Annotated in this window: 19 protein-coding genes; 15 read left to right on the top strand and 4 right to left on the bottom strand. The window is 70.3% G+C overall.

Translation table 11 applies throughout. The features are described from left to right. Positions 1-431 precede the first annotated feature (431 nt). The 7 genes from OG878_RS11940 (at position 432) to aroA (ending at position 9,231) form a co-directional block, all read left to right on the top strand. The gene (locus OG878_RS11940; RefSeq protein ID WP_328886772.1) at positions 432-1,406 is read left to right on the top strand and encodes a serine hydrolase domain-containing protein; all 975 of its coding nucleotides are present in this window, start codon (positions 432-434) and stop codon (positions 1,404-1,406) included. Between the two features lie 263 nt (positions 1,407-1,669). After that, complete coding sequence (locus OG878_RS11935; protein ID WP_328886771.1) at positions 1,670-1,813, top strand: hypothetical protein; 144 nt, start codon at positions 1,670-1,672, stop codon at positions 1,811-1,813. A 232-nt stretch (positions 1,814-2,045) separates the two neighbouring features. Then, the gene (locus tag OG878_RS11930; protein ID WP_443049094.1) at positions 2,046-4,433 is read left to right on the top strand and encodes an ATP-binding cassette domain-containing protein; all 2,388 of its coding nucleotides are present in this window, start codon (positions 2,046-2,048) and stop codon (positions 4,431-4,433) included. Positions 4,434-4,705: 272 nt separating this feature from the next. After that, positions 4,706-5,146, top strand: a complete 441-nt coding sequence (locus OG878_RS11925; protein WP_328886769.1) for a helix-turn-helix transcriptional regulator — start codon at positions 4,706-4,708, stop codon at positions 5,144-5,146. Positions 5,147-5,156: 10 nt separating this feature from the next. Beyond that, positions 5,157-5,567: a VOC family protein gene (locus tag OG878_RS11920; protein WP_328886768.1), complete on the top strand. Its 411-nt coding sequence runs from the start codon at positions 5,157-5,159 to the stop codon at positions 5,565-5,567. A 374-nt stretch (positions 5,568-5,941) separates the two neighbouring features. Then, the gene (locus OG878_RS11915; RefSeq protein WP_328886767.1) at positions 5,942-7,888 is read left to right on the top strand and encodes an acyl-CoA dehydrogenase family protein; all 1,947 of its coding nucleotides are present in this window, start codon (positions 5,942-5,944) and stop codon (positions 7,886-7,888) included. Between the two features lie 104 nt (positions 7,889-7,992). Beyond that, a complete protein-coding gene (gene aroA / locus OG878_RS11910) occupies positions 7,993-9,231 on the top strand; it encodes a 3-phosphoshikimate 1-carboxyvinyltransferase (RefSeq protein ID WP_328886766.1) in 1,239 nt (412 codons plus the stop codon). A gap of 87 nt (positions 9,232-9,318) precedes the next feature. Here aroA and OG878_RS11905 read toward each other — a convergent pair whose 3' ends face one another. Beyond that, positions 9,319-9,771, bottom strand: a complete 453-nt coding sequence (locus OG878_RS11905; RefSeq protein WP_328886765.1) for a nuclear transport factor 2 family protein — start codon at positions 9,769-9,771, stop codon at positions 9,319-9,321. 398 nt (positions 9,772-10,169) lie between these two features. On the opposite strand from OG878_RS11905, the gene OG878_RS11900 reads away from it, so the two are divergent. From OG878_RS11900 to OG878_RS11865, 8 genes are all read left to right on the top strand, one after another. Continuing rightward, positions 10,170-10,799, top strand: coding sequence for an LppU/SCO3897 family protein (locus OG878_RS11900; RefSeq protein ID WP_328886764.1), 630 nt, complete (start codon positions 10,170-10,172; stop codon positions 10,797-10,799). 77 nt (positions 10,800-10,876) lie between these two features. After that, a complete protein-coding gene (locus OG878_RS11895; protein ID WP_328886763.1) occupies positions 10,877-11,629 on the top strand; it encodes a hypothetical protein in 753 nt (250 codons plus the stop codon). Positions 11,630-11,810: 181 nt separating this feature from the next. Then, positions 11,811-13,073, top strand: a complete 1,263-nt coding sequence (gene dxr / locus OG878_RS11890; RefSeq protein WP_328886762.1) for a 1-deoxy-D-xylulose-5-phosphate reductoisomerase — start codon at positions 11,811-11,813, stop codon at positions 13,071-13,073. Next, positions 13,070-14,380 carry a M50 family metallopeptidase gene (locus tag OG878_RS11885; protein ID WP_328886761.1) on the top strand — a complete coding sequence of 437 codons (1,311 nt, stop codon included), beginning with the start codon at positions 13,070-13,072 and terminating at the stop codon, positions 14,378-14,380. Before dxr ends, OG878_RS11885 begins: the two co-directional genes overlap by 4 nt. Before the next feature lie 185 nt (positions 14,381-14,565). Continuing rightward, entirely contained in the window at positions 14,566-15,720 is a 1,155-nt protein-coding gene (ispG, locus tag OG878_RS11880; RefSeq protein ID WP_328891213.1) for a flavodoxin-dependent (E)-4-hydroxy-3-methylbut-2-enyl-diphosphate synthase, read from the top strand. Positions 15,721-15,933: 213 nt separating this feature from the next. Continuing rightward, positions 15,934-16,776: a GNAT family N-acetyltransferase gene (locus OG878_RS11875; protein WP_328891212.1), complete on the top strand. Its 843-nt coding sequence runs from the start codon at positions 15,934-15,936 to the stop codon at positions 16,774-16,776. 143 nt (positions 16,777-16,919) lie between these two features. Beyond that, a complete protein-coding gene (locus OG878_RS11870; RefSeq protein WP_328886760.1) occupies positions 16,920-17,531 on the top strand; it encodes a GNAT family N-acetyltransferase in 612 nt (203 codons plus the stop codon). A gap of 36 nt (positions 17,532-17,567) precedes the next feature. After that, positions 17,568-19,268 carry a proline--tRNA ligase gene (locus OG878_RS11865; protein ID WP_328886759.1) on the top strand — a complete coding sequence of 567 codons (1,701 nt, stop codon included), beginning with the start codon at positions 17,568-17,570 and terminating at the stop codon, positions 19,266-19,268. Positions 19,269-19,388: 120 nt separating this feature from the next. Here OG878_RS11865 and OG878_RS11860 read toward each other — a convergent pair whose 3' ends face one another. Genes OG878_RS11860 through OG878_RS11850 form a run of 3 tightly spaced genes read right to left on the bottom strand, consistent with a single transcriptional unit; the run spans position 19,389 to position 21,348 of the window. Next, the gene (locus OG878_RS11860; protein ID WP_328886758.1) at positions 19,389-20,294 is read right to left on the bottom strand and encodes an aminoglycoside phosphotransferase family protein; all 906 of its coding nucleotides are present in this window, start codon (positions 20,292-20,294) and stop codon (positions 19,389-19,391) included. Positions 20,295-20,323: 29 nt separating this feature from the next. Then, positions 20,324-20,833, bottom strand: coding sequence for a ferritin-like domain-containing protein (locus OG878_RS11855; protein WP_328886757.1), 510 nt, complete (start codon positions 20,831-20,833; stop codon positions 20,324-20,326). Beyond that, the gene (locus OG878_RS11850) at positions 20,830-21,348 is read right to left on the bottom strand and encodes a hypothetical protein (RefSeq protein ID WP_328886756.1); all 519 of its coding nucleotides are present in this window, start codon (positions 21,346-21,348) and stop codon (positions 20,830-20,832) included. The genes OG878_RS11855 and OG878_RS11850 overlap by 4 nt, the downstream gene beginning before the upstream one ends. Positions 21,349-21,375 lie beyond the last annotated feature (27 nt).

The raw sequence follows: 21,375 nt of genomic DNA, 5'->3' as shown, positions 1-21,375 counted from the left end.
TCATCCCTGGTGGATCAGCGCGCGACGTCGGATGTGGTGCAACGCAAGGCGGAGGAGCGTCCTCATACTGGGCGTATTCGGGCGTTCCGGCAACGCGGCCAGGTGCCGCAGCTGTCGTGGTGCGCCCGCCAGGGACTACGGACTACGGGACAGCCCTTGGCCGCCGACCCGCCCGCCCCGCGCGTTCAACGGCCGCCGATCCAGCTGCACGCCGCCCGAGTCGAAGAGAGCGGCACGGAGCGTCGCGGGAAAGGCCGATTGCGTCGTCACCCGCCCGGTCCGGTGGCCGGACGCGACGCGGGTCGACCCCACCGAGCCGGACCGTCCCCGGGCCGGTGTCACGGATCAAGGCGCAGCAGACACTTGCTCCGCAGGTTTGGCTGGTGGCACCGCGTTCGACGGTCCGGAACGCCGTCAATACCATGCGGACTGTGAATCTTCAGGAGCTGATGGAAGAGCAGGCGAGTCTTCGCGATGTCCCGGCTGTTGCGGCAGGCTTCTCGGCCGCGGGCGCACGTACGACGGCCACCCACGGGTCGGTCGCGGTGACGGCGGAATCGTGTTTCCGTGTCGCGTCGCTCACGAAGGTCTTCACCTCCGCGGCGTTGGTCCGCACGCTGCGGGACAAGGGCGTCCCGTTGGGCACACCTGTCGTCGAACTGCTCCCCGGCCTCGCGCCGGACTGGCGGGCCGACGAGAGCCTCACCGTCGAGCAGATTCTTGGGCAGGTGTCCGGCCTGCGCGAATCGGTGGACGCGGCGACGGTGAGGGCTCTGGGCGACGGGGACGACGGGCTGCTGGAAGCCGCCCGGCTCGTGGTCCGCGCCGGGAACGAGCGGGAGCCCGGCCGGCGGTGGTCCTATTACAACGGTAACTACTTCCTGGCCGGCTCGGTTCTTGCAGCCCTGAGCGGTACGACGTACGAGAGCGCATTGAAGGGAAACGTGCTCGCCCCCTGGGGCCTCGCACGGACGGGTTTCGAGACCCCGGCGGCGTCCGTCACCGGGTGGGACGCCACGACCGAACTCCCGCTGCTCGCCTACCCGCGCACCCGTCGGCCCAGCGGGGGCCTGTGGTCGTCGGTGTCGGATCTCCTGACCGCATGCGAGGGCCTGCTCGCCGACCGGGCCCTCCTGGAGGAGATCCGCCGTCCGCGCACCGGGTCCGGCGACCCCATGGCTTACGGGCTCGGATGGGCCCTGGGGCCGTCGGGCCAGATGTATCTCAACGGACGGCTGCCCGGCTACCGGGCAGCCATAGTCCTCATTCCGGACCGGGACTACGTGAGCGTGGCCCTCGCCAATGAGGAGAGCGCCCTGCCCGCCTTGGCGCGACTGCTCAGCGACATGCAGCAGCCCCTGACCGGGGACGACATCGCCAAGGCGGTCAACGACTTCGCTGCCTGAGACGCCTGAGACGCCTGAGACGCCTGAGACGCCTGAGACGCCTGGGACGTCGCCGGTGAGATCCGGGCGTCGCGGTCAGCGTGTGACCTGGGCCGTCAGCTCACGGTTGGCGGCCCGCGTAGCTGCGAGGTCCTCATCCGGCTCGGCCGGCACCCGCCGTGGCCGGTGGCCGGGGCCGCATCCCGGGCGCTCGACCTCCGCCCGGGAGCCGCCGCACCGGAGAGCGCCGGTGGCCGGCGGCCCACCGGGAGGTGCCGGAAGCCGTGCGCCGGCACCGCGAGATCGTCCGCGTGAAGGTACTGATCGCTGACCGGAGTGGCCTCACGGCCGCCGGTCCCACCGAGGAGGGCACGCTCGCGCGTGTGGCCGCGCACCGAGGCGAACCGTGCGGCACCGTCTTCTTCTGACGAATCCGGGCACCCGCGTGATGGACGGCAGCGGGTTCCCCGCGGACGGATGCTCCTCGCCCGGGGTGACGAGCCGAAGCGCGACGACCGCTGATCGGTCCGCCCTCTCGGCACGGAACCATCCGACCTCTCGGCACGGAACCAGACGGACCGCGCGAACCTGATTGGATCGAGCCAGGCGGTGTCGACGGAGGCCGCGCAGACGCGGTCCCGCGCAACAGATGGAGACACGATGACCATGGCCAAGAGGACGGACACGCAGTCGCCCGCGCTGCACGCCGCCGACAGCCACGATCTGATCCGCGTGCACGGAGCGCGCGAGAACAACCTCAAGGACGTCAGCATCGAGATCCCGAAACGCCGGCTGACGGTGTTCACCGGAATCTCCGGCTCGGGCAAGAGCTCGCTGGTGTTCAACACGATCGCCGCGGAGTCGCAGCGGCTGATCAACGAGACCTACAGCGCCTTCGTGCAGGGCTTCATGCCCACGCTGGCGCGTCCCGAGGTCGACATCCTCGACGGGCTGACGACCGTGATCACCGTCGACCAGCAGCGGATGGGCGGCGACGCCCGCTCCACGGTCGGCACCGCCACCGACGCCAACGCGATGCTGCGCATCCTCTTCAGCCGGCTCGGGCAGCCGCACATCGGCCCGCCCAGCGCGTTCGCCTTCAACGTCGCCTCGGTCCGGGCGAGCGGTGCGATCACCGTCGAGCGCGGTGCCAGGAAGGCGGTGAAGGCGAGCTTCAGTCGCACCGGCGGCATGTGCCCGCGCTGCGAGGGCCGGGGCGCGGTCTCCGACATCGACCTGTCCCAGCTGTACGACGACAGCAAGTCGCTCAACGAGGGTGCGCTCACGATCCCCGGCTACAGCATGGACGGCTGGTACGGCCGCATCTTCAGCGGCTGCGGCTTCTTCGACCCGGACAAGCCGATCCGCAAGTACACCAAGAAGGAACTGCACGACCTGCTCCACAAGGTGCCGACCAAGATCAAGGTCGAGGGCATCAACCTGACGTACGAGGGCCTGATCCCGAAGATGCAGAAGTCGATGCTGTCCAAGGACATCGACGCGCTGCAGCCGCACGTCCGCGCCTTCGTGGAGCGGGCGGTGGTGTTCACCACCTGCCCCGACTGCGACGGCACCCGGCTCAGCGAAGCGGCCCGGTCGTCGAAGATCGAGGGAGTCAGCATCGCCGACGCCTGCGCGATGCAGATCAGCGACCTGGCCGCATGGGTCCGCGGCCTCGACGAACCGTCGGTGGCGCCACTGCTCGGCAAGCTGCAGCACACCCTCGACTCGTTCGCGGAGATCGGCCTCGGCTACCTCTCGCTCGAGAGGCCGTCGGGCACGCTGTCCGGCGGCGAGGCACAGCGCGTCAAGATGATCCGCCACCTCGGCTCCTCGCTCACCGACGTCACCTATGTCTTCGACGAGCCCACCACGGGCCTGCACCCGCATGACATCCAGCGGATGAACGGCCTGCTGCTGCGGCTGCGGGACAAGGGCAACACGGTGCTCGTCGTGGAGCACAAGCCGGAGGTCATCGCGATCGCCGACCACATCGTCGACCTCGGCCCCGGAGCCGGGACGGCGGGCGGCACCGTCTGCTTCGAGGGCACGGTCGAGGGGCTGCGGGCCGGCGGCACCCTCACCGGCCGCCACTTCGACGACCGGGCCGCCGTCAAGGAGAAGGTGCGCACGCCCACCGGCACGCTGGAGATCCGCGGCGCGACGGCACACAACCTGCAGGGCGTCGACGTCGACATCCCGCTCGGGGTGCTCGCCGTCGTCACCGGCGTCGCCGGCTCCGGCAAGAGCTCGCTCGTACACGGATCGATCCCCGCGGGCGCGGGAGTGGTGTCGGTCGACCAGGGCGCGATCCGCGGCTCCAGGCGGAGCAACCCCGCGACGTACACCGGGCTGCTCGACCCGATCCGCAAGGCGTTCGCCAAGGCCAACGGTGTGAAGCCGGCGCTGTTCAGCGCCAACTCCGAAGGGGCCTGTCCCACCTGCAACGGCGCCGGCGTCATCTACACCGACCTGGCGATGATGGCCGGTGTCGCCACCACCTGCGAGGACTGCGAGGGGAAGCGGTTCGACGCATCTGTGCTCGAATACCACTTCGGCGGCCGCGACATCAGTGAGGTGCTCGCGATGCCGGTGGCCGAGGCCGAGGAGTTCTTCGGCGCCGGCGAGGCGCACACACCGGCGGCCCACCGGATCCTGCAGCGGCTCGCCGATGTCGGGCTCGGCTACCTCAGCCTCGGGCAGCCGCTCACCACGTTGTCCGGCGGTGAACGGCAGCGGCTCAAGCTGGCCACGCACATGGCCGAGAAGGGCGGCGTCTACGTCCTCGACGAGCCGACCGCCGGCCTGCATCTCGCCGACGTCGAGCACCTGCTCGCCCTGCTCGACCGGCTCGTCGACTCCGGCAAGTCGGTCATCGTCGTCGAGCACCACCAGGCGGTCATGGCGCACGCCGACTGGATCATCGACCTCGGCCCCGGCGCCGGCCACGACGGCGGCCGGATCGTCTTCGAGGGCACACCGGCCGACCTCGTCGCCGCCCGCTCCACCCTGACCGGCGAACACCTCGCGGCCTACGTCGGCACCTGACCGAGGTCCCTGCGGACAGCGGGGGACGAGGTCTGTCGTCGCCGATTCCATCGGGCCGTGGCAACACGGCCGACCATGCGGCTGTTGCCGGTGGCTCGGACAGGCGCTCGGCCGGGTTTCCCGGCCGGGCGCCCTGCGCGGGCGGCCGTCGGGGTCGGCGCCGACGGCGTCCAGATGGCTCGCAGCCGTTCCGGGACAGGTCGGAGGATCCTTACCACGTCGCATCGTCGCAGGTCAGCAGCTTCCGAAGGGAACGCTGGTAGCCTCGTCCCATGACCCCGCAAGACCTCGCCAACCTCGGGCACCTGCGCCGGGCGCGGGATCTGATCGACCGGGAGTACGCACGCCCGCTCGACGTGCCGACGATCGCCCGCCACGCGCTCATGTCACCGGCGCACTTCTCGCGGCAGTTCCGGGCGGCCTATGGCGAGACGCCGTACAGCTATCTCATGACCCGCCGGATCGAGCGGGCGATGGCTCTGCTGCGCGCGGGTATGAGCGTGACCGATGCGTGCATGGCGGTCGGCTGTACGTCGCTCGGCTCGTTCAGCTCGCGATTCACCGAGCTCCTTGGGGAGACGCCGAGCGCCTACCGTTTGCGCGAGCACCCCGCAGTCTCGGCGATGCCCGCGTGTGTGGCGAAGATGCGCACCCGTCCGACCAGAAACATGCCGAGCAGGATCGGAGAAGCGGTCCGCGAGGCCGCCGCCTAGCGTGGTCCGCATGACCATCGCACTCCAGTACTGCCACATCACCGTCAACGATCCGGACGAGTCGCTCGCCTTCTACCGCGACGCGCTCGGCCTCGAAGTACGCAACGACGTCGCTTCCGGCGGATTCCGCTGGGTCACCCTCGGCAGCCCGACCCAGCCGGACCTCGAGATCGTGCTCTCGGAACCTCACGCCGGCCGGTCCAAGGCCGACGGCGACGCGCTGCAGGAACTGCTCACCAAGGGCGTCCTGCCGAACATCGTCTTCCGCACCGACGATCTCGACACAGCCTTCGAGAAGGTGCGGGCGGCCGGCGCAGAGGTGCTGCAGGAGCCCATCGACCAGCCCTGGGGTCCGCGCGACTGCGCGTTCCGCGACCCGTCGGGCAACATGGTGCGGATCTCGCAGGCGCCGACGGCGTAGCCGGCGCGAGCCTTCGGCTCCCACCGCCCGGGCACAGCAGATCGAAGAAGCCTCGCTGTGCCCGGGCGGCGGAACCGTCCGCCGGAGGAAGTCGGGCCGGCCGGGCCGTCCGTCGAAGGGCAACGTGCCCTGCAGACAGGGGCTTCGGCCGTTCCCGCTTCCTTCGAACCGGCCCGACCGCGGTTCGCCAGCTGAACGTGCCGCTGGAGTGGCGCACGACCCGATCGGCGTCCGAGGGCTGGTGAGGGCGGCAGGAATCGGGTACATACGGACGAGTAGCACCGGTTGGTATGGCTCGGCAGGCGCGCATGCGGCGCGCTCCGCGCGAACCGGCCGTGTCCGACCACCCGACAACGCGGCGAGGTGAGCTCCTCATGTCCGCACCATCCGCTCCCAAGAACACGCCCAAGGTCACCGAGCGCGAAGCGCGTCAAGTGGCCGAAGCCGCACGTGAGCAGGACTGGCGCAAGCCCAGCTTCGCCAAGGAACTGTTCCTTGGCCGTTTCCGGCTGGATCTGATCCATCCGCACCCGATGCCGGCCGCGGACGACGTCCGGCGCGGCGAGGCGTTTCTCGCCCGGTTGCGCGACTTCTGCGAGACCAAGATCGACGGCGCACTGATCGAACGTGAGGCGCAGATCCCCGACGAGGTCATCAACGGCCTCAAGGAACTCGGCGCCCTCGGGATGAAGATCGACCCGAAGTACGGCGGCCTGGGGCTGACCCAGGTCTACTACAACAGGGCTCTCTCCCTGGTCGGTTCCGCCAACCCGGCGCTCGGTGCGCTGCTCTCGGCGCACCAGTCCATCGGCGTTCCCCAGCCGCTGAAGCTGTTCGGCAGCCAGGAGCAGAAGGACACGTTCCTGCCCCGGCTCGCCCGTACCGACATCTCGGCCTTTCTTCTCACCGAACCGGATGTCGGCTCCGACCCGGCCCGGCTCGCCACCTCCGCCGTCCCGGACGGATCCGACTACATCCTCGACGGCGTGAAGCTGTGGACGACCAACGGTGTCGTCGCCGACCTGCTGGTCGTGATGGCCCGGGTCCCGAAGTCGGACGGCCACAAGGGCGGCATCACCGCGTTCGTCGTCGAGGCGGACGCCCCGGGCATCACCGTGGAGAACCGCAACACCTTCATGGGGCTGCGCGGGCTCGAGAACGGCGTGACCCGCTTCCACCGGGTCCGGGTGCCGGCCGCGAACCGTATCGGCCCCGAGGGCGCCGGCCTCAAGATCGCCCTCACGACCCTCAACACCGGACGGCTGTCCCTGCCCGCCATGTGTGTCGGCGCCGGGAAGTGGTGCCTGAAGATCGCCCGCGAATGGTCGTCCGTCCGCGAGCAGTGGGGCAGGCCGGTCGCCCGGCACGAAGCCGTCGGCTCGAAGATCGCCTTCATCGCGGCAACCACCTTCGCGCTGGAAGCCGTGGTGGATCTCGCCTCCCAGATGGCGGACGAGGATCGCAACGACATCCGGATCGAAGCAGCGCTGGCCAAGCTGTACGGCTCCGAGATGGGCTGTCTGATGGCCGACGAACTGGTCCAGATCCGCGGTGGCCGCGGCTTCGAGACGGCAGCCTCCCTGGCCGCCCGCGGCGAGCGGGCCGTCCCCGCCGAGCAACTCCTGCGCGACCTGCGCATCAACCGGATCTTCGAGGGCTCGACGGAGATCATGCATCTGCTGATCGCCCGTGAGGCCGTCGACGCCCATCTGAAGGTCGCGGGCGACCTGATCGACCCCGAGAAGCCGCTCTCCGCCAAGGCGAAGGCAGGGGCGAACGCGGCCGGCTTCTACGCCCGCTGGCTGCCCCAACTGGTCACCGGACCAGGTCAACTCCCCCGAACCTACAGTGAGTTCCATCACTCCGGTCATCCGGACCTCTCCGCCCACCTGCGGTTCGTCGAACGCTCCTCGCGCAAACTGGCCCGCTCCACGTTCTACGCGATGTCGCGCTGGCAGGGCCGTATGGAGACCAAGCAGGGCTTCCTCGGCAGGATCGTCGACATCGGAGCGGAACTCTTCGCGATGAGCGCCGCCTGCGTCCGCGCGGAACATCTGCGCAGTACCGGTGAGCACGGCCGGGAGGCCTACCAGCTCGCCGACGCCTTCTGCCATCAGTCCCGGGTCCGGACCGAAGAACTCTTCACGCGGCTCTGGTCCAACACCGACGACCTCGACCGTCGTGTGGTCGACGCCGTCCTGGACGGTTCGTACACCTGGCTCGAGGAGGGTGTCGTCGACCCGAGCGGCGAGGGCCCCTGGATCGCCGACGCCAGCCCCGGTCCGGCCACCAGGGGGAACGTTCACCGAACCATCCGCTGACCGGTGACATAGCGGGTCACCCGCCGTTGCACCACCGGGCGGGGTGCGTCCACTCGCTGGACGCGCCCCGCCCGGCCGCGCGCCGCACGGCAGGATGGGGACACGTGACCGTCATCCATGTCCCCGGTTCCAAGTCCGTCACCGCACGCGCCCTGTTCCTGGCCGCCGCCGCGGACGGCGTCAGCACCCTCGTACGCCCCCTGAGCTCGGACGACACCGAAGGCTTCGCCGAGGGCCTCGGCCGTCTCGGCTACGACGTGGCGAAGGAGGCGGACCGCTGGCACATCGAGGGCCGCCCGGCCGGACCGGCCGCCACCGAGGCCGACGTCTACTGCCGCGACGGTGCCACCACGGCACGCTTCCTGCCGACGCTCGTTGCGGCGGCCGCCTCCGGCACGTACCGCTTCGACGCCTCCGCGCAGATGCGCCGCCGGCCTCTCGCCCCGCTCACCGAGGCCCTGCGCACACTCGGCGTCGAGCTGCACCATGAGGCGGCTCAGGGCCACCACCCGCTGCGGATCGCCGCGTCCGGGATCAAGGGCGGCGAACTCACCCTGGACGCAGGGGAGTCCTCCCAGTACCTCACCGCGCTGCTGATGCTCGGGCCGCTGACGGCGGAAGGGCTCCGGATCACCGTCACCGACCTGGTCTCCGCCCCGTACATCGAGATCACCCTCGCGATGATGCGCAGCTTCGGCGTCGAGGTGACCCGCGACGGCAATGTCTTCACGGTGCCGCCCGGCGGCTACCGGGCCACCTCGTACGCCGTCGAACCCGACGCCTCCACGGCCAGCTACTTCTTCGCCGCGGCAGCGCTCACCGGCCACGAGGTGACCGTCCCCGGCCTCGGGAAGGACGCGCTCCAGGGCGACCTCGGGTTCGTCGACGTGCTGCGCCGCATGGGCGCCGAGGTGCGCAGCACCCAGGAGGCCACCACGGTCCGGTCCAGCGGCACGCTCGGCGGCCTCACAGTCAATATGCGCGACATCTCGGACACCATGCCGACCCTGGCCGCGCTCGCGCCCTTCGCCTCCGGCCCGGTACGCATCGAGGACGTCGGCAACACCCGGGTGAAGGAGTGCGACCGGCTGGAGGCCTGCGCGGAGAACCTCCGGCGGATGGGCATCACCGTCCGGACCGGCCCCGACTGGATCGAGATCCACCCCGGTACACCGCGTCCCACCGAGATCGCCACCCACGGTGACCACCGCATCGTCATGTCGTTCGCCGTCGCCGGCCTGCGCGTTCCCGGCATCACCTACGACGATCCCGGCTGCGTGCGGAAGACGTTCCCCCGATTTCACGAGGCATTCGCCGGCTTCGCGGAACTCACGAACCGTTAGCGGTTCGCCGGCCGGCCGGGGTGCCGGGCCGTTCGAGAACACCGATGACCGGTGTTCTCGAACGACCGGGCCTGCGCGGTGGGCCGGCTACGCATCCTCAGCCGAGCGGGGCGGCGAGCCGGCCGGCGGCGAGGTGTCTTCGTACCGGATCTCGTAGACGCGCTCGGCGAACTTCCAGCCGTCGCCGGTGCGCTGATAACGGTCGTGGTAGATGGCGTAGTTCAGCCCTCCGCGGCCGTCGCGGCCACGCCCGATCTCCGCCATGTACGCACGGCCGGACGCGGAGGCGCCGTCGAGCCGGATCACGCCCGGGTGCGTGTTCTGCACGAGGAAGTCCACGACATCGGGCACCCGCCTGCCCCAGGCGCGGATCGCCTCCTGGCCTTCGAGCTCAACGGGGATGCCGGGCATTCGCCACACGCCGTCCGGTGTGAACAGCAAGGCGACACGGTCGTAGTCGCGCATCATCACCGCATCGGTGAACTCACCGCGCAGCGCCTCGATCTCGACGCGATCCGCAATGGCCTGAAAGTCACTCATCGGGTTCCTCCTCGTACCCTGAACTCGGTGCACGAACGACGCCGCGCCGCCATGGGGGGAAGCCTCCCCGCCGGCAGTGCGGCCGGTCCCGCCGAGCGTGGTCCGGGTGCCGGCAGGGCGCGATCGCCCAGCGTCCACGGGGCTCCTGCTCGCTGGACGGTGTGTTCGTCTCAGCATTACGACGACACGGCCCCCCGGGATGTGACACGGCCCGCTCGGAGCGCACCGCGACGAGGACCCGCCGGTACGAACGGGAGCGAGGGAGGATCCGGCGGCTTCGTACGACGGGACAGCTGACCTGCGGAGCCTCGCGGATGGCCGGTGCTCGTGAGATTCCGCCACGGAATCCGCGATCCCCCATTAGGGTTCCGGGGCGCACGCCGTTCCCAGGAGTTCTCATGTCCACATCGCCCCACCACCCTCCGGTTCCGTTCGGATCCACCGTGTCCTGCCGTATCTGCGGTGCGATACCCGCAGCCCACGTCGTGGTGCGCGGACACCGGGGTCTGGTCATCACGCTCCGCTTCCTGACCGAGGAAGGCGCCTTCTGCCGGACCTGCGGAACCGCCGTCTACCGCAAGCTGACCTCCGACACGCTGTGGCGGGGCTGGTGGGGCCTGCTGTCCGTGTTCGCCACTCCGGTCACGATGCTGATGAACATCGGTGCCCGCTCCCGCATCCGCGCGCTGCCCCACCCGGTGGGGCATCCGCGCCCCCCGCTCTCGCCCGGCCGCCGCGTACTGGCCCGCCCGCCCGCGCTGGTCGTCATGGCCGCCCTGGTACTGGCGCTCGCCATGGTCACCGTGCCGAGGCTGATCCCCGACGCGCAGCCCACGTTCACCGTCGGAGACTGCGTCCGCAACAACGCCACATGGCCCGACCAGGATCTGGAAGAGGTCGGCTGCAGCTCGCCCGAGGCCGAGTTCTGGATCTCGGACGGGGACAGGTGCTGGGGCATGGACTGGCTGCTGCACCTGGAATACAGCGCAGATCAGAAGGCCTTGTGCGCCCACCCCATGTCCAAGTAGACGCGTCGGCCGCGGGCATGCCGCACAATCGGGCGTCGGCCGGGAACGACGCACACCAACAGCGAGATGGGGCAGAGATGTTCGGGGTGGGGATCCAGCGCAGGCAGTGGCGCCGGGCGGCGGCCGTGACGATTGCGGTCGCGACGGCTCTGGGCGCAACCGCGTGCAGCAGTGAGAAGAGCGGTCCGGGTGGACCGGGGAAGGACGACAAACCGTCGGGGGCAGCCTCTGCGCCCAAGGCACTCACCGAGGCGCAGCTCACGGCGGCCTCCTTCACCGACGGGCAGGGCGTCGGCAGGTACACGGCGTCCGAGTACACCCTCGACGGCCCTCTCGGTGACGCCTACACAGCAGACCCGGCCGTCTGCCAGCCGCTGGTCAGCCTGGCCGGCGACGTCAGCGGGCACGACCCCGCCGCCCAGGTCCAGCGCAAGGTCGACCTCCCCGACGAGATGCTCGGCATCACCGTCGACGTCACCCTTCGGTCGTACGCGAACGGGGAGGCTGCCGAGGTCATGAAGGCGCTCGGCACGGCGGGCGCGGAATGCGCCGGAGGCTTCACCGAGGACCGGGCACTGGCGAGCGCGAAGTATCTGAAGGTCGAGCCCGCCGAGGCCCCCGGCTTCGCGGCCGAGGCCGACGAGGCCAAGGCCTTCCGGTTCACCCTCCTCGACGTGAAGGGGAAGCTGAAGCTGTACGAGTACCTCACCGTCGTCCGCTCGGGCTCCACCACGCTCGCCTTCCGCGGCGAGATCACCGGCACCAAGGACATCGGGGGCATCCCGCAGGACATCATGACCGCGCAGTGGACCACGTTCCGCTCGGTGTGATCACCGCCCTCGCCCCGCGGCTCCGGCACAGCCCGCGCGCGACCGGCCCCGCACCGCGCCGCCGGGCCCTGGCGTGGGCCGGGGCCCGGCGGCAGCCGGAATTCACAGGAACGCTGCCGGACCTGCTCTTCCGGGCTTCTCCGGGGACGCGCTGTCCACCTGCCGGGCCGGTGCCGCAACAATGGGGGGCATGAGCGACAGCCCTGCCCCCCTTGCCGACCCGCACCTCGTCTTCGACGCAGCGGAAGGCCGCCGGGATCTCGTCATCCTCGGCTCCACCGGGTCCATCGGCACCCAGGCCATCGACCTGGTGCTGCGCAACCCCGACCGTTTCCGCGTCACCGCGCTCTCCGCCGCGGGCGGCCGGGTCGCCCTCCTGGCCGAGCAGGCCCGGCAGCTGAGGGTACGCACCGTTGCCGTCGCCGCACCGGACGCGGTGCCGGCCCTGCGCGAGGCGCTGCGCGAGCAGTACGGGGCCGGGCAGCCGCTGCCCGAGATCCTGGCGGGGCCCGACGCCGCCACGCAGCTCGCCGGGAGCGACTGCCACACCGTGCTCAACGGGATCACCGGCTCGATCGGCCTCGCCCCCACGCTCGCCGCGCTGGAGGCGGGCCGTACGCTGGCCCTCGCCAACAAGGAGTCGCTGATCGTCGGCGGCCCCCTGGTGAAGGCGCTGGCCAAGCCCGGCCAGATCATCCCGGTCGACTCCGAGCACGCCGCGCTCTTCCAGGCGCTCGCCGCCGGTACCCGGGCCGACGTCCGGAAGCTCGTCGTCACCGCCTCCGGCGGCCCGTTCCGAGGACGGACGAAGAGCGAGCTGGCGCACGTCACGCGCGACCAGGCCCTCGCGCACCCCACCTGGGCCATGGGCCCGGTCATCACGATCAACTCCGCCACCCTGGTCAACAAGGGGCTGGAGGTCATCGAGGCGCATCTCCTCTACGACATCCCGTTCGACCGGATCGAGGTCGTCGTCCACCCCCAGTCGTACGTTCACTCCATGGTGGAGTTCACCGACGGCTCGACCCTCGCCCAGGCCACCCCGCCGGACATGCGCGGACCGATCGCCATCGGCCTCGGCTGGCCGGAGCGCGTGCCGGATGCGGCACCCGCGTTCGACTGGTCGCAGGCGTCCACCTGGGAGTTCTTCCCCCTCGACAACGACGCCTTCCCGTCCGTGGGGCTGGCCAGGCATGTGGGTACGCTCGGCGGCACCGCCCCGGCGGTGTTCAACGCCGCGAACGAGGAATGCGTGGACGCTTTCCTGGCAGGGCGGCTGCCGTTCAACGGAATCATGGATACGGTCACGGCGGTGGTGGCCGAACACGGCACCCCGTCCACGGGAACTTCGCTCACGGTCGCAGACGTCCTGGAAGCGGAGACCTGGGCGCGGGCCCGGGCTCGGGAACTCTCGGCGAAAGCGACAGCGGAGGCGCGCGCATGAGTATTACGACGGTCCTGTTGACGATTCTGGGCATCGTCATCTTCGCCTTCGGCCTGCTGTTCTCGATCGCCTGGCACGAGCTGGGTCACCTGTCGACCGCGAAGCTCTTCGGTATCCGCGTTCCGCAGTACATGGTCGGCTTCGGACCGACCGTCTGGTCGCGGAAGAAGGGCGACACCGAGTACGGGATCAAGGCGATCCCGGCCGGTGGCTACATCCGCATGATCGGCATGTTTCCGCCCGGTGCGGACGGCCGGCTGGAGGCGCGGTCCACCTCACCGTGGCGCAGCATGATCGAGGACGCCAGAGAGGCCTCCTTCGAGGAGATCGAGCCGGGTGACGAAAAGCGTCTCTTCTACACGCGCAAGCCGTGGAAGCGCGTGATCGTGATGTTCGCCGGACCGTTCATGAATCTCGTCCTCGCCGTCGCGATCTTCCTGGGGGTCGCGATGACCTTCGGCTTCCAGACGCAGACCACCGAGGTGGCAGGAGTTCAGAAGTGCGTGATCGCGCAGAGCGAGAAGCGTGACACCTGCAAGAAGAGCGACCCGGTCTCGCCCGCGCAGGCCGCCGGACTGAAGAAGGGCGACAGGATCGTCGCCTTCGACGGCCGGAAGGTGGACGACTGGGCCACCCTCTCCGACCGGATCCGCGAGACCATCGGCCCCGCCACCATCACCGTCCAGCGCGACGGCCAGGAGAAGACCCTCCACGCCGTGCTGCAGAAGAACTCGGTGGCCGAGAAGGACTCCAACGGCGAGGTGGTCCCCGGCAAGTTCGTCCCGGCCGGATACCTGGGCTTCGCGGCTCAGACGGCCATCGTGCCGCTCTCGTTCGGCGACTCGGTCGTCCGCATGGGCGACATGATCGAGAACGGTGTCGATTCGATCATCGCCCTCCCGTCCAAGATCCCGGACCTGTGGGACGCGGCATTCGGCGACGGCGAGCGGGCTGCGGACTCCCCGGTCGGTGTGGTCGGTGCCGCCCGGATCGGCGGCGAGGTGATGAACCTGGACATCCCGGCGACGAACCAGATCGCGATGATGCTGTTCGTCCTCGCAACCTTCAACCTCTCACTGTTCCTCTTCAACATGCTGCCCCTGCTGCCGCTCGACGGCGGGCACATCGCCGGAGCGCTCTGGGAGTCCCTGCGCCGCAATGTGGCACGGGTCTTCAGGCGCCCCGACCCCGGCCCCTTCGACGTGGCCAAGCTGATGCCGGTCGCCTATGTCGTCGCCGGTGTCTTCATCTGCTTCACGCTGCTGGTCCTGGTGGCAGACATCGTCAACCCGGTCAAGATCACCTGACCGGCCCGGCGACCGCATCGCATGCACCACGAGTGGCGGCCGGGCACCCACCCGGTGTCCGGCCGGCCACGGTTGTCCGGACTTCGGGATGCGGTGTGCTCGGTGATCCCACCGGTGCCGTAACCTCGAAGTCCGGAGCCCGCCGATCTCGGGACCTTGATCCACACCTTGGGGATGCTCAGCGCATGACTGCGATTTCTCTCGGAATGCCGTCCGTTCCGACCAAGCTCGCCGACCGGAGGGTCAGCCGCAAGATCCAGGTCGGGTCGGTGGCGGTCGGTGGGGATGCACCGGTGTCGGTGCAGTCGATGACCACGACGCGGACGTCGGACATCGGTGCGACGTTGCAGCAGATTGCGGAGCTGACGGCGTCGGGCTGTCAGATCGTGCGGGTGGCGTGTCCGACGCAGGATGATGCGGATGCGTTGGCGACGATTGCGCGGAAGTCGCAGATTCCGGTGATCGCGGATATTCATTTCCAGCCGAAGTATGTGTTCGCGGCGATCGATGCGGGCTGTGCGGCGGTGCGGGTGAATCCGGGGAACATCAAGCAGTTCGACGACAAGGTGAAGGAGATCGCGCGGGCGGCGAGTGATGCGGGGACGCCGATCCGGATCGGTGTGAACGCGGGTTCGCTGGATGCGCGGTTGCTGAAGAAGTACGGGAAGGCGACGCCTGAGGCTCTGGTGGAGTCGGCGTTGTGGGAGGCGTCGCTGTTCGAGGAGCACGGGTTCCGGGACATCAAGATCTCGGTGAAGCACAACGATCCGGTGGTGATGGTCAATGCGTACCGTCTGCTGGCGGCGCAGTGTGATTACCCGTTGCATCTGGGGGTGACGGAGGCGGGGCCTGCGTTCCAGGGGACGATCAAGTCGGCGGTGGCGTTCGGTGCGTTGCTGTCGGAGGGGATCGGGGACACGATCCGGGTGTCGTTGTCGGCGCCGCCGGCCGAGGAGGTCAAGGTCGGTCTGCAGATTCTGGAGTCGTTGAATCTGAAGCAGCGGCGGTTGGAGATCGTGTCGTGTCCGTCGTGCGGTCGGGCGCAGGTGGATGTGTACAAGCTGGCGGATCAGGTGGCCGCGGGTCTTGAGGGCATGGAGGTGCCGTTGCGGGTGGCCGTGATGGGCTGTGTCGTCAATGGTCCGGGCGAGGCCCGTGAGGCGGATCTGGGTGTGGCGTCCGGGAACGGCAAGGGGCAGATCTTCGTCAAGGGCGAGGTCATCAAGACGGTTCCCGAGTCGAAGATCGTCGAGACACTCATCGAGGAAGCCCTGAAGATCGCCGAGCAGATGGAGAAGGACGGCATCGCCTCCGGCGAACCCGAGGTCTCCGTCAGCTGACGCCGGTCTCGCGACCGGCCCGGCGCCGATCCGAGCCGTACTCCCGCTCTCAGCACCAATGCCCCGCCCGGCGGACCAGCCGCCCGGCGGGGCACAGCCGTGAGAGACCTCACGGTGCGCCGAAGGGACCGGAGGCGGGCATGGGGCGGCGTCTCCCAGCCTCTTTGGGTACAGTGCGGAAATCAGCAGACTGCATGGTGAGGCCCCCTCGTGTTGACGCAGACCACCACCCGGGTCCTCGAACCCAGCGACCTCGGCGCCGCGCTCGCCATCCTGGAGAGCGAACCCGTCGCCAACGCCTTCGTGACATCACGGGTCCAGATCGCAGGGCTCGACCCGTGGCGCCTCGGCGGCGAGATGTGGGGCTGGTACGCGGACGGCCGACTGCGGTCGCTCTGCTACTCCGGCGCCAATCTCGTACCCATCTGCGCCACCCCCGAGGCCGTCAGGGCCTTCGCCGACCGTGCCCGGCGGGCCGGCCGCCGCTGCTCGTCCATCGTCGGTCCCGCCGAACCCACGGCACAGCTGTGGCGACTCCTCGAACCCGGGTGGGGCCCCGCACGCGAGGTCAGGGCCAACCAGCCGCTCATGGTCACCGAGAGTCCCTCCGCCGAGGTGACGCCCGACCCGCTCGTACGCCGCATCCGCAAGGACGAGATAGAGCTGCTGATGCCGGCCTGCGTCGCGATGTTCACCGAGGAGGTGGGCATCTCCCCGCTGGCCGGTGACGGCGGACTCCTCTACCAGGCACGCGTCGCCGAGCTCGTCGGCGCCGGCCGCTCCTTCGCCCGTGTCGAGGACGGCAAGGTCGTCTTCAAGGCGGAGATCGGCGCGGCCACCTCGCAGGCCTGCCAGATCCAGGGTGTCTGGGTCGCCCCCGAATACCGGGGCCGCGGGCTGTCCGAGACCGGGATGGCGGCGGTCCTGCGCCATGCGCTCGCCGATGTCGCGCCGGTCGTCAGCCTGTATGTGAACGACTACAACACCCCGGCCCGCAAGGCCTACAGGCGGGTCGGCTTCCGTGAGGTCGGCGCATTCATGAGCGTGCTGTTCTGACCACGCCGAAGGCGGCCGTCCGGATCTTGCGCACGGGGAGCCGTTGCGCGCCCCCCGGCCTGCGGTTCCCGCCCGTCCGAGGGCACCCCCGGCAGCCCCGGGCACGTATCCCGCAGCCCGGCACGGACAGTAGGGTTCGGCGCATGGCAGCAGTTTCCGGGGGCGGTGCCCACACTCCCAGTGTCCTGGTCGGGCCGATCGATCTCGCCGCGCGCGTGGACGAGGCGCTCGCCGTGCAGGCCGTCGCCTTCGGCCTCGGGCAGAACGAGGTGAACGTACGCCGCCACATCGTCCTCAGGCATCTCGAGCACCCGCATGCCCGCGCCCTCGGCGCCACGACGCGGGCCGGCCGTCTCGTCGGATTCGTCTACGGCATGCCGAACGAGCGCGGACACTGGTGGTCCACGGTCGTCGAGCCCTATCTGCGGGCCAACGACTGCGAGCACTGGCTCGACGACTCCTTCGTGATCACCGAACTGCACGTCCACCCGGAGTTTCAGAACCAGGGCATCGGCCGCGCGCTGATCACCGCCCTCACGGACGCCGTCGACCAGCCCCGTTCCATCCTCTCCGCCATCGACACGGAGAGCCCGGCGCGTGGTCTGTATCGCACGCTCGGCTACCGGGACCTGGCCCGGCAGGTGCTGTTTCCCAGCGCTCCCATGCCGTACGCGGTGATGGGAGCACCTCTTCCGCTGCGCCGCCGGGCCCGGGGAGGGCCAATCGATTTCCGCCCGCCCGTATCACCCGGCTAACCTCCTGCATATCACCCTTCCGAGCAGGAGTTCATCATGGTCCAGGTCCAGCGCATGTCCCGATTGATGATCAAGACACTGCGCGACGACCCGGCGGACGCCGAGACGCTCAACCACAAGCTGCTCGTCCGGGCCGGGTACGTACGCCGCACCGCGGCCGGGATCTGGACCTGGCTGCCCCTGGGCAAGAAGGTCCTGGAGAACATCACCCGCGTCGTGCGCGAGGAGATGGACGCCATCGGCGGTCAGGAAGTCCTGCTGCCGGCGCTGCTCCCCAAGGAGTCGTACGACGCGAGCGGTCGTTACGACGAGTACGGCGACCTGCTCTTCAAGCTCAAGGACCGCAAGGGCGCCGAGTACCTCCTCGGCCCCACCCACGAAGAGATCTTCACCCAGGTCGTCAAGGATCAGATCACGTCCTACAAGGACCTGCCCGTGATCCTGTACCAGATCCAGACCAAGTACCGCGACGAGGCCCGCCCCCGCGCCGGTGTGCTGCGCGGCCGCGAGTTCCAGATGAAGGACTCGTACTCCTTCGACACCACAGACGAAGGCCTCATCGAGGCCTACCAGCTGCACCGCGCCGCCTACATCCGCATCTTCGAGCGGCTCGGCCTCGACCACCGCATCGTCTCCGCGGTCTCCGGCGCGATGGGCGGCTCGGCGTCCGAGGAGTTCCTGGCGCCCGCCCCGGCCGGTGAGGACACCTTCGTCGACTGCCCCGCCTGCGACTACGCGGCCAACACGGAGGCCGTGACCTTCAAGGCCACCCCCGCGGACGGCTCGGCGCACGGCCCGGTCGAGGAGCTGGACACCCCCGACACCCCGACCATCGAGACGCTCGCCGCCCACCTCGGGATCCCGGCCTCCGCGACGCTGAAGAACCTCCTGGTCAAGGTAGACGGCGAGATCGTCGCCGTGGGCGTCCCCGGCGACCGCGAGGTCGACCTCGGCAAGCTCGGCGAGCACCTCGCCCCCGCCGTGGTCGAACTGGTCACCGCCGAGGACTTCGAGGGCCGTCCCGACCTGGTGCGCGGCTACGTGGGCCCGCAGGGCCTGGAGAAGGTCCGTTACATCGCCGACCCGCGCATCGCCCCCGGCACCGCCTGGGTCACCGGCGCCAACAAGCCCGACACCCACGCCAGGAACGTCGTCTGCGGCCGCGACTTCGAGGTCGACGACTACCTCGACGTCGTCGTCGTCGAGGCCGGCGACCCGTGCCCCAAGTGCGGCACCGGCCTCAAGCTGGACCGCGCCATCGAGATCGGCCACATCTTCCAGCTGGGCCGCAAGTTCGCGGACGCCTTCCAGCTCGACGTGCTCGGCCAGAACGGCAAGCCCGTCCGCGTCACCATGGGTTCGTACGGCATCGGCGTCTCCCGCGCCGTCGCCGCGCTCGCCGAGCAGACCGCCGACGAGCAGGGCCTGTGCTGGCCCCGCGAGATCGCCCCGGCCGACGTCCACCTCGTCGCCGCGGGCAAGGCGCTCCAGACCGAGCTGGCCCTCGACGTCGCCGAGAAGCTCGGCGCCGCGGGCGTCCGGGTCCTGGTCGACGACCGTGCCGGTGTCTCGCCGGGTGTGAAGTTCACCGACGCCGAGCTGATCGGTGTGCCGAAGATCCTGGTCGCCGGCCGTCGCTCGGCCGAGGGCGTCCTGGAGCTCAAGGACCGCCGTACGGGCGAGCGCGAGGAGCTCACGGTCGACGAGGCCATCGCCCGCCTCACCGTGCAGGGCTGACGCCCGCTCGGACCGCCGAAGGCCCCCGCACTGTTTCTGCAGCGCGGGGGCCTTCGCCCGTTTCATGAGGGGCGGATCGAGGCGGTCGGCCCCGTGCCGCACCGCCGTTCACCGTGAGGGCTACAGCCAGCCCGCGAACTCCAAGGTCAGTTCGCCCTCCTGGCGACGGCCGGCCGCCAGCGCACGGGTGCCCGACTCCACCGCGCGGAACAGCGTCCAGCCGTGGAGCCGTTCCCGGTCCACATCCAGCGAGTCCGCGAGCTTGTTGACCCGGCGACGGGCCGTCACAGCGCCGCCCGGGGATGCGATCAGATCCTCCACCCGGTCACGGACCAGCCGCGCCAGGTCATAGGCGCGCTCACCGACCAGCGGCTCCGGTCCGACGGTCAGCCAGGGCGCCCGCTCGCCCGCCAGTACCTTGCTCTGGCGGAAGTTGCCGTGCAGCAGCAGGACTTCGGGGGAGCCGGCGACGAGTTCCTCGCGCGCCGCCAGCGCCGCGGAGACCAGCGGCTCCAGCACCGGGTCGGCCTTCGCGGCGGCCCGCATCGGTTCCGCCCGGAGCCCGGTCCGCTCGGCGACCGTCTCGAAGGAGTGCCCGGCAGGCGGCTCGACCCACAGCCGCCGCACCGTCCCCGCCGCCTCCAGCAGTGCCTTCGCCTCCGGCAGCGAGCGCAGCGACACCTCGGGGTGCAGCCGCTCCAGCAGCAGCGCGCCGCCGCCGGAGCCGATCAGCTGCACCGCACCCCAGCCGTTCCAGTGCGTCAGCGCCGCCTGCTCCAGCTCGGGCACGGCCCCGGACGGGGCGATCTTCAGAGCCGCCGGGGTGCTGTCGGGGCGCCGCACCAGCAGCACCAGGCTGCTGCGCCCACCGGGGGCGGCCACCCGCTCCACGGTCAGCTCCGGCCCGTTGGCGGACAGCGCCTCGTCGGTCATCGCGGGAAGCTGCGCCAGCCAGTCGGCGGCGGCCGGTTCCCCGTACACCTCGCCGAGCGCTCGCACCAGACGCTGCGGCGGTTCGAAACCCATACGTGCCGTGTTCCCTTTCAGATCTTTCTTCAGTGCGTCGGAGCTGCCCCGGCCTTCGCGGGGGTCCCTGCCGTCGCGTCGGTCCCCGTCGGCCGGTCCGTCCCGGTGGTCCCGTCGGCGGACCGCTCGGCAAGCCCGGGAAAGGCTACGCCGCTGCCCCGCCAGCGGACCGCACGCACCGCGGCCTCCCGCAGCGCGTTGGCGGCCTCTCGCCTGAGTGGCCCCCCGGAAGCCCGCACGAGATCGGAGTAGACGCCCGCGATCCGGTCCTCCAGCAGCGCGGCGAGCTTCACCGCCGCCGCCGCGTCCGGTACTGCGAACGGCAGAGCGTACGCGGAATCCGCCGCGACGGGCTCACCGCCCAGGCTGCGCACGGTCCGCACGAGCGCGTCGCGCCGGGCACGGTGCGCGTTGAAGGCTGCCGTGGCCACCGCCCGGCGGTCCTCGTCGAGCCGGCCGCCGAGCACCCCGTACCCGTACACCGCCGCATGTTCGGCAGCCAGCGAGGCCTGCGCCGCCTGCAGCGTCTGCGCACTCATGACGAGGTCTCCTTGGCCAGCTCGGTCAGCAGATAGGCATGGGCGGCACCGGCCGCGGCGATCGAGGCCAGCAGCCGGGCCAGTTCCGGGGGTGCCTTCAGAAGCATCGCCGTGTGGGCGTCGGCGGTGCGGCGCTCGGCCGCGGCCAGTTCCCGCACGGCGGTCCTCACGTCCGTGGCGGCCGGGCGGGTGGAGGCGAGAGCCTCTCCGCCGCCCTGCGACAACGCTGTCGTGTGGGCCCGTACGGCGTCCCGCAGCGGTGCGAGTCCGGTCCCGGCCGACGGGTGCGCCTGGATGGTCTGCTCGTACCGGTCGAGCAGACCCCGGCTCGTCCGGGCGGCCGTCGTCCGCAGGGTGTTCTCCACCTGCGCCGCCGCGGCCCGGGCCTCGGCCACCGGGGCCCCCGCCGGAACGTCGGCGCCGTCGCCGTTACCGCAGCCGCTCAGCGCCGCGCCCAGGGCGATCGCCCCGGTCGCGGTGAGCGCACCCCTGCGCGTCGTCCCCGTGCGCCGCACCTGTTCTCCTTCGGGTCTCGATCTGTC

It is taken from the genome of Streptomyces sp. NBC_00316 (assembly GCF_036158715.1).
Classification (GTDB): domain Bacteria; phylum Actinomycetota; class Actinomycetes; order Streptomycetales; family Streptomycetaceae; genus Streptomyces.
Note: the sequence above shows the minus strand (reverse complement) of the source record. Positions and strands in the feature narration are given on the sequence as shown.